General features: G+C 45.0%; 1 protein-coding gene. It reads right to left on the bottom strand.

Features of this window, described 5'->3' with window-relative positions; translation table 11 throughout:
* Positions 1-87: 87 nt before the first annotated feature.
* Positions 88-1,048, bottom strand: a 961-nt coding sequence (dcm, locus tag ACERC7_RS10670; RefSeq protein ID WP_373666909.1) for a DNA (cytosine-5-)-methyltransferase, incomplete at its 5' end; no start/stop codon positions are given.

Raw genomic sequence — 1,048 nt, forward strand, 5'->3', positions numbered from 1 at the left:
AAAACCATTTTGATGTCATAACCAATCATGTTATCTATTGTGATTTCCTTGTTTTCAATCTCAATCACAATAGAGGTTTTAGGTACGTTAATCTTTGTCAGCATATTCTGTCTCCATTCTGCTTGCTATGGCATAGATGACATTTACAGTCACACTATTACCTGCTTGTTTGTATAATTGACTGTTTGAATTGACCGCCTGGGCTTTGTCAAAGGCTTCATCTGGAAAGCCTTGTAGTCTCCAACATTCTCTAGGTGTCAGCTTCCGAATACGGAAACCATCTGATAAGTGGTTGTTTTCGTGGTAGCTACTGCTGGTCACAGTTGGGGCTATATCATGGAAACCACCCTTGTTCTCCCCTCTGGGCCTTTGAATGATTTTGGGTTCGTTACCACCGCCCTGCATTGTTCTCAGGGTTGGGGCAAGTCCCACCGGGTCATAGACCCTATTGCTCATTTCAAAAGCACCCTCTAGCTGACCAGCCACCACTACTCCGTGATGGTCTTGGGCTGTCAGAGTGAACATAGGCTCTCCGTTTTCCTTGAACCGCCTGCCATTCTGCCGTTTTTCAGGTCTGTCAGGGGTTAAGACAGGAATGGCAATTTTAGTTCCCTCACCTTTTCCTCTGGTTAAGGTTGGTGCTAGCCCACGTGATAAATAGACTTCCCCATTCATGCCATTTCCTGATGGATTAACATTGCCCAGACTTTTGACAATGATTTGCTTAGGACCTTTATAGTCGGTAGCCATCAACGTTCCTGAAATACCAGTAGGGTCATAAACCTCTGTTTTTGTCCCTAACATGCTACTTTCAGGGTTCTTGGTGTTCCCTATGACCTTGATAGCTGCTGATTTTTCAACAGGTTCTGGGTTTTCTCCTCCGAGAGGAAAAATTCTTCTGGTACTTCGTCCTCTAAGATGTCCAATAATGAACACACGCTCCCTGTTTTGGGGGACTCCAAAATCCTTGCTGTTAAGCACATCCCATTCCACGTTGTACCCCAGTTCATCAAGGACTGTGATGATTGTCTCAAAGGTAGTCCCCCCC

This window comes from Streptococcus sp. E17BB (assembly GCF_041807725.1).
GTDB classification, from domain to species: domain Bacteria; phylum Bacillota; class Bacilli; order Lactobacillales; family Streptococcaceae; genus Streptococcus; species Streptococcus entericus.